The 7106-nt window shown below is 70.0% G+C and carries 9 protein-coding genes; 7 read left to right on the top strand and 2 right to left on the bottom strand.

The window, feature by feature from the left end; translation table 11 throughout:
* Positions 1-205 precede the first annotated feature (205 nt).
* Entirely contained in the window at positions 206-724 is a 519-nt protein-coding gene (locus ACIBAF_RS13750; RefSeq protein WP_399463381.1) for a cupin domain-containing protein, read from the top strand.
* Between the two features lie 365 nt (positions 725-1089).
* Here the strand turns inward: ACIBAF_RS13750 and ACIBAF_RS13745 are convergent, their stop codons facing one another.
* The gene (locus ACIBAF_RS13745; RefSeq protein ID WP_399463361.1) at positions 1090-1983 is read right to left on the bottom strand and encodes a 2-hydroxy-3-oxopropionate reductase; all 894 of its coding nucleotides are present in this window, start codon (positions 1981-1983) and stop codon (positions 1090-1092) included.
* Between the two features lie 23 nt (positions 1984-2006).
* Positions 2007-2828 (bottom strand): TIM barrel protein, encoded by an 822-nt coding sequence (locus ACIBAF_RS13740; RefSeq protein WP_399463360.1) that lies wholly within the window; start codon positions 2826-2828, stop codon positions 2007-2009.
* A 214-nt stretch (positions 2829-3042) separates the two neighbouring features.
* On the opposite strand from ACIBAF_RS13740, the gene ACIBAF_RS13735 reads away from it, so the two are divergent.
* From ACIBAF_RS13735 to ACIBAF_RS13710, 6 genes are all read left to right on the top strand, one after another.
* Complete coding sequence (locus ACIBAF_RS13735; RefSeq protein ID WP_319669984.1) at positions 3043-3291, top strand: thiamine-binding protein; 249 nt, start codon at positions 3043-3045, stop codon at positions 3289-3291.
* Positions 3288-3656 carry a helix-turn-helix domain-containing protein gene (locus ACIBAF_RS13730; RefSeq protein WP_399463359.1) on the top strand — a complete coding sequence of 123 codons (369 nt, stop codon included), beginning with the start codon at positions 3288-3290 and terminating at the stop codon, positions 3654-3656. The genes ACIBAF_RS13735 and ACIBAF_RS13730 overlap by 4 nt, the downstream gene beginning before the upstream one ends.
* A gap of 140 nt (positions 3657-3796) precedes the next feature.
* The gene (gene uraD / locus ACIBAF_RS13725; protein WP_399463358.1) at positions 3797-4306 is read left to right on the top strand and encodes a 2-oxo-4-hydroxy-4-carboxy-5-ureidoimidazoline decarboxylase; all 510 of its coding nucleotides are present in this window, start codon (positions 3797-3799) and stop codon (positions 4304-4306) included.
* An 8-nt stretch (positions 4307-4314) separates the two neighbouring features.
* Positions 4315-4722, top strand: coding sequence for a hydroxyisourate hydrolase (gene uraH / locus ACIBAF_RS13720; protein ID WP_399463357.1), 408 nt, complete (start codon positions 4315-4317; stop codon positions 4720-4722).
* Between the two features lie 4 nt (positions 4723-4726).
* The gene (gene pucL / locus ACIBAF_RS13715; RefSeq protein WP_399463356.1) at positions 4727-5626 is read left to right on the top strand and encodes a factor-independent urate hydroxylase; all 900 of its coding nucleotides are present in this window, start codon (positions 4727-4729) and stop codon (positions 5624-5626) included.
* A 38-nt stretch (positions 5627-5664) separates the two neighbouring features.
* Positions 5665-7038 (top strand): 8-oxoguanine deaminase, encoded by a 1374-nt coding sequence (locus ACIBAF_RS13710; RefSeq protein ID WP_399463354.1) that lies wholly within the window; start codon positions 5665-5667, stop codon positions 7036-7038.
* The last annotated feature ends 68 nt before the right edge of the window (positions 7039-7106 follow it).

Here is a 7106-nt window from a genome sequence, read left to right as displayed (position 1 = left end):
GCACCCCGCTACGACGTCGGTAAAACCGTCAAACGCCCCGAGACCCTCAAGGCCATCGGAAAGCCCGGAAGATCTTGGTAGATAAAGAACAAGCTAGGTCCCCGGCCCTCGGTCCGGGCCGACCCGAGATCATGCGCAAGCCCGATGCCGGCTGCTGGCGGCGGAGGCCACCATGCCGGTGGAGACCTGCCCAGAGGAGCGCATGATGTCGTACCCGGAACATTTCGAGTACCCGGAAGCCCGCTACCACGGTGACAAGGGCGAAGTGAACGCGGCCTTCCGCCCGGCCGGCGCCCCGCCGGACATCTCCTCACCCGGCGCGGCTACCCACTACCTCGCCACCAACGAGTCGACCGGCGGTGAATTCGGCCTGTACAAGGTGGAGTTGGGTGCACGGTCCGCTGGAGCCAGGACCCACTTCCACAAGGCGATGTCGGAGTCCTTCTACATCCTCTCCGGCGAGCTGGAGCTCTACGACGGCGAGAAGTGGGTCACGGGTCGCGGGGGCGACTTCCTGTACGTGCCGGTCGGCGGTCTGCACGCCTTCAAGAACGCGACCGACGAGCCCATGTCCATGCTGATGCTCTTCTCCCCGGGCGCCCCGCGCGAGGAGTACTTCGAGCGGGTCGCGGAGATGGCGCAGCGTGGCGGCGAGGAACTCAGGCAGTTTCGCATCCGGCACGACAGCTACTTCCTGGAAGACCTCGAGCCCGGGGAGGAGTAGGACGTCCGCCGGCGGCGTCGTCGTGCCGACGGGGCTCGGGTGCGGGCGGGACCGCGGCGGGTACGACGGAACCGGGCACGCCTTCCCTCAGGTCGAGAAGGGGGCGCGGGTCCTGCACCACCGCACTGGCTCACACGCCGCCGCGGTCCGCACCCTGCCCGCACGCCGCCGACCGGTACCCCTCATCCGGGCCGTTCGGCCGCTGCGGGCCGCTTGTGTGACGTGTCGACGTCGAAAGTCCGTCGACGTGGATGTCGACGTAGATGTCGACGTCGATGGTGGAAGCGGTTCCGGGCCGCGGCGCCGCCTGGGCGCGACAGGACAGATGTCGGCGGCGCCGCGGCCCGGAAGTCTTTACGGCGGACTCAGACCCGGGCGCCGGAGAGCCGCTCCACGGCCCGCAGCAGTGCCGAGTGGTCCAGCCCGCCGTCGCCCTGCGCTCGCAGGCTCGCCACCAGCTGGGCGACCACCGCGCCCACGGGCAGGGCCGCGCCGACGCTGCGGGCGGCGTCCGTGACGATGCCCATGTCCTTGTGGTGCAGGTCGATCCGGAAGCCCGGCTTGAAGTCGCGGGCGAGGAAGTTGTCCTTCTTGCGTGTCAGCACCGTCGAGCCGGCGAGCCCGCCGCTCAGGACGTCCAGGGCCGCCTTCAGGTCCACGCCCGACTTCTCCAGGAAGACCACCGCCTCGGCGCAGGCCTGGATGTTCACGGCGACGATCAGCTGGTTGGCGGCCTTCACGGTCTGGCCCGAGCCGTGCGGGCCGCACAGCACGATGGTCTTGCCGAGGGCCTCGAAAAGGGGCTTCGCCGCGGCGAAGTCGGCCTGCTCACCGCCGACCATGATGGACAGCACGGCCTCGACGGCGCCGGCCTCACCGCCGGACACGGGGGCGTCGAGGACCCGGATGCCCTTGTCCTTCGCCGCCCGCGCGAGGTCGACGGAGGTCTGCGGGGTGATCGAGGACATGTCGATCAGGAGTGCGCCGGACCGTGCGTGGGCGAGGATGCCGTCCGGGCCGTAGGCGATGGCCTCGACCTGCGGGGAGGCGGGAACCATGGTGATCACGACGTCGGCGCCGCGGACCGCCTCGGCGATGGACGCCGCCGCGGTGCCGCCGGCGGCGGTGAGCCGGTCCAGCTTGTCCTGTTCCAGGGTGAAGCCGGTGACGTCGTAACCCGCCTTGATCAGGTTCTCGGACATGGGGGAGCCCATGATGCCGAGGCCGATCCAGGACACCTTGGGGAGTGCGTTGCTCATGGGGGTGCCTCTCGGTGCGGGGGTCAGCGGGGCAGCCAGTCGAAGGCCTCGGCGCTCGGGCGGTCGCCCGGCTTGTACTCCAGGCCGACCCAGCCGTCGTATCCGGACTTCTTCAGCTGATCGAGGAGCTCCTCCAGCGGCAGCGTCCCCGTGCCGGGCGCGCCGCGGCCCGGGTTGTCGGCGATCTGCACATGGCCGGTGATCGACGCGTACCGCTCGATCACCGACGGCAGGTCCTCGCCGTTCATCGACAGGTGGTAAAGGTCCATCAGGAGCCTCGCGTTGCCGAGCCCCGTCGCCTCGTTGACCTGGTCGACGATCCCGGCCGCGGCCGGTGCGCTCACCAGCGGATACCGCGGCGACTCGGGTCGGTTCAGCGCCTCGATCAGCAGGATCGCGCCGATCCGGTGCGCGGCCCGGGCCGCGAGGGTCAGGTTCTCCAGCGCGAGCGCGTCCTGCTCGGCCGGGTCGACGCCGTCGACGCGGTTGCCGTACAGGGCGTTCAGCGCGGTGCAGCCCAGGGACCGGGCGAAGTCGGCGACCACGTCGACGTTGGCGCGGAACCGCTCCGACTCCTCGCCGGGCAGTGACAGGGCGCCGCGGTCGGGGCCCGGGAGCTGTCCGGCGTAGAAGTTGAGGCCCGTGAGCTGGACGCCCGCGTCCTCGATCGCCTTCGTCAGGGCGTCGAGCTCGGAGCGCTCGGGGGTGGGGGAGTCGATCCAGGGCCACCACAGCTCGACCGCGGTGAAGCCGGCCGCGGCGGCTGCCGCGGGACGCTCCAGGAGCGGGAGTTCCGTGAAGAGGATCGACAGGTTGACGTTGAAGCGCTGGTCTTCGAAGCCCATGGGGTTCCGCGCTCCTTCCGTGTCGAGTGTTTCCGTAATGCGGAAGTAAGTTTCTGCTTATTGGAAGATTGCCGCCCGGTCTCGTGGCTTGTCAAGGGGGCGCGGAGCCGGGACGGGAGGGAATCCCGAGTCCCGGGTGGTCGTCCGCCGGGTCCGTTAAGGTCGGGGTCCGGGCGTCGACGGTCCGGTCCGGTTCGAAGAGATGTGGGGCGCGATGCGACTGAAAGTGGAGTTCACCACCGAGCCCTTCGACCTCGACGAGGCGCCCGCGCACGCGCTGGTCGCCCGCGAGGTGATCGAGGCGGCCGACCTGGACGCGGTGGACGTCGGACCGTTCGGCAACACCGTGGAGGGCGCCGCCGACGCGGTGCTCGCCGCCGTGGACGCCCTGTTGCGCAAGTCCCTCGGCGCGGGCGCCACCCGCATCTCCCTCCAGGTCAACGTCCTCGGGGAGGGCGAGTGAGCGCCGGCGGCGACGAGGCCTTCATCGCGGCGGTGAAGCCGCTGGTCGACGCGATGGGCGCCGAGATGCTCCCGCCCGACGAGGCCGGCCCCGACGACGTCGTCCTGGCCTGGGAGGGCGTCGAGACCGTCGCCGTACGTCTGCCCCAGCTCGCCGACTCCCTCGATCACATCCTGGCCGCGATGGAGCGCAAGAAGGGCAAGCCCCTCGCCGACCTCGACCGCAAGGCCAAGCAGGAGGTCGTGCGGATACTCGAGGCGCGCGGCGCCTTCTCCGTGCGGCACGGCGTGGAGACCGTGGCGAGCGCGCTCGGGGTGAGCCGCTTCACGGTCTACAACTACCTCAACCGGGAGAAGGAGGCCTGAGCGAGCCCTGAGCGGGAGTGCGGGGCCGGGTTTCGTTACCCGGAATTTTCAACAAAGTGTTGACGCGGTGTTCCGGAGAGGCGTTAGCTGAACGCAGCCCGCTCCAGCACGAAGGCCGTCTCGCGGCCACGGAGGCTCCCGTGACTTCGACTTCCACGCCCCCGGGCCTGGCCCGGTTCAACGCCCTTGAGGAGTCCGCGGCCCGCGCCGCACTCCACGAGGCGTGCGCCTCCACAGCGTGGGCGAACCGACTGCTCGCGGCCCGCCCCTACGCCACCGCCGACGACCTGTACGCCGCCAGTGACGCCGCCATGGCCGACCTGACCGCCGCGGACCTCGCGGAGGCGATGGCCGGGCACCCCCCGATCGGCCGCCCCAAGCCCGGCGACCCGACCTCGGCCCGCGAACAGCGCGGCATGGCCGGCGCCTCCGCGGAACTGAAGGCGCAGATGCTCGAACTGAACCTGGCCTACCAGGAGAAGTTCGGCCAGGTCTTCCTGATCTGCGCCACCGGTCGCACCGGAGAGCAGATGCGGGACGCGGTCAGGGAGCGGCTCGGCAACCCGCCCGAGCGGGAGCGGGAGATCGTCCGCACCGAACTGGGCAAGATCAACCGTATCCGGCTCGCCCGACTCGCCGAAGAGGACTGAGAACCGCCATGAGCACCAGCACCACCGCCTCGGTGTCCACCCACATCCTGGACACCTCCGTCGGCCGCCCCGCCGCCGGCGTCGCCGTCCGTCTCGCGGCCCGCCCGGGCCGTGACGCGGCCTGGCAGGCGCTCGGCGGCTCCGCGACCGACGCGGACGGCCGGTGCAGGGACCTCCCGGCGCTGCCGGAGGGGACCGCCCAGGTACGGCTCGACTTCGCGGTCGAGGCCTACTTCGAGAATGTCGTGAACCAGCAAGCCGATGCGCAGCAGGACGCCCCCGCGAATCGGGACAGCGGTGCCGCCGGAGTGTTCTTCCCGGAAGTGGCGATCACCTTCGCCGTCGTGCCCGGCGAGCACTACCACGTACCGCTGCTGCTCAACCCGTTCGGCTACTCCGTATACCGAGGGAGCTAGCTACATGCCCATCCTGGGACAGAACCAGTACGGCAAGGCCGAGAACCGAGTCGTCAAGATCACGCGGGACGGCGCCACCCATCACATCAAGGATCTCAACGTCTCGGTGTCGCTGAGCGGCGACATGGACGAGGTCCACTACTCCGGCTCCAACGCCAACGTCCTGCCGACCGACACCACCAAGAACACGGTGTACGCGTTCGCCAAGGAGCACGGCATCGAGTCCGCCGAGCAGTTCGGCATCCACCTCGCCCGGCACTTCGTGACGAGCCAGGAGCCGATCAGAACGGCCCGGATCCGGATCGAGGAGTACGCCTGGGAGCGGATCGAGACCCCCCGGAGCAAGCACTCCTTCGTCCGTCAGGGACAGGAAACCCGCGTCGCCCAGATCACCTTTGACGGTACGTCATGGGAGGTCGTCTCGGGTCTGAAGGACCTGGTGGTCATGAACTCCACCGACTCCGAGTTCTGGGGCTACGTCAAGGACAAGTACACGACGCTCCCCGAGGCCCACGACCGCATCCTGGCCACGCAGGTCTCCGCCCGCTGGCGCTTCAACTGGTCCGACGACGAGCAGCAGACGCCCGACTGGGAGGAGTCCTACGAGCAGACGAAGCAGCACATGCTCCAGGCCTTCGCCGAGACGTACTCGCTGTCGCTGCAGCAGACCCTGTACCAGATGGGGTCGCGGATCATCGACCACCGCGACGAGATCGACGAGGTCCGCTTCTCGCTCCCCAACAAGCACCACTTCCTGGTGGACCTGGAGCCGTTCGGCCTGGAGAACGCCACCCCCGACGGGGCCGTGTACTTCGCCGCCGACCGTCCGTACGGCCTGATCGAGGCCACCGTCCTGCGCGACGGCTGCGAGGCGCGCATCCCGGTGGACCTCACCAACCTCTGAAGCGGACACGAAGCGGACCCGAAAGCGAAGGACTCACCATGACCCAGCGCATCGTCATCGAGAACGCGGCGATCGCGACCGTGGACGCGCAGGACACCGAGTACGCCACCGGACACGTCGTCATCGCCGGCAACCGCATCGAGTCGCTCGGCGCGGGCACGGCTCCAGCGGACCTGACCGACGTCGTACGCCGGATCGACGCCACCGGACACCTGATCACTCCCGGTCTGGTCAACACCCACCACCACTTCTACCAGTGGATCACCCGGGGCCTGGCCACCGACCACAACCTCTTCGACTGGCTCGTCGCGCTCTACCCCACCTGGGCGCGCATCGACGAACAGATGGTCCGCGCGGCGGCCCAGGGCTCCCTCGCCATGATGGCCCGCGGCGGCGTGACCACCGCCATGGACCACCACTACGTGTTCCCGAAGGGTTCCGGCGACCTGTCCGGCGCGGTCATCGGCGCGGCCCGTGACATGGGCGTCCGCTTCACCCTCGCCCGCGGCTCCATGGACCGCAGCGAGAAGGACGGCGGCCTGCCCCCGGACTTCGCCGTCGAGACCCTCGAAGGCGCGCTCGCCGCGACCGAGGAGACCGTCAGGCAGCACCACGACGCCTCCTTCGACGCGATGACCCAGGTCGCCGTCGCCCCCTGTTCGCCGTTCTCGGTCTCCACCGAACTGCTGCGCCAGGGGGCTGAGTTGGCCCGCCGCCTCGGCGTGCGCCTGCACACGCACGGCTCGGAGACGGTCGAGGAGGAGAAGTTCTGCCACGAGCTGTTCGGCATGGGCCCGACCGACTACTTCGAGTCCACCGGCTGGCTCGGCGAGGACGTGTGGATGGCGCACTGCGTCCACATGCACGACGCCGACATCGACGCCTTCGCCCGGACGAAGACGGGGGTCGCCCACTGCCCGTCGTCCAACGCCCGGCTGGCGGCCGGCATCGCCCGCGTCCCCGACATGCTGGCGGCCGGCGTCCCGGTCGGTCTCGGCGTCGACGGCACGGCGTCCAACGAGTCCGGCGAACTCCACACCGAGCTGCGCAACGCCCTCCTCATCAACCGCCTCGGCGCGCACCGGGAAGCCGCCCTGAACGCCCGTCAGGCACTGCGCCTCGGCACGTTCGGCGGAGCCCAGGTCCTGGGCCGGGCACGGGAGATCGGCTCCCTGGAGCCGGGCAAGCTCGCCGACCTGGTGCTGTGGCGGCTGGACACCCTCGCCCACGCCTCCATCGCCGACCCGGTGACCGCGCTGGTCTTCGGAGCGGCGGCCCCGGTCACCGCCTCCTTCGTGAACGGCCGTCAGATCGTCGAGAACGGACGTCTGTTGCACGCCGACGAGGACGCGATCGCCCGCTCCACACGCGAGGAGGCGCAGCGCCTGGCGCGTATCGCCGCGCAGGGCTGAGCGACCGAGAACTCCGGTCGAGGGGGACGGCCCTCGACCGGAGCCATGGACCCCAGCAGGGTTCATGG

It is taken from the genome of Streptomyces sp. NPDC051677, assembly GCF_044453465.1.
Lineage (GTDB): Bacteria > Actinomycetota > Actinomycetes > Streptomycetales > Streptomycetaceae > Streptomyces.
Note: the sequence above shows the minus strand (reverse complement) of the source record. Positions and strands in the feature narration are given on the sequence as shown.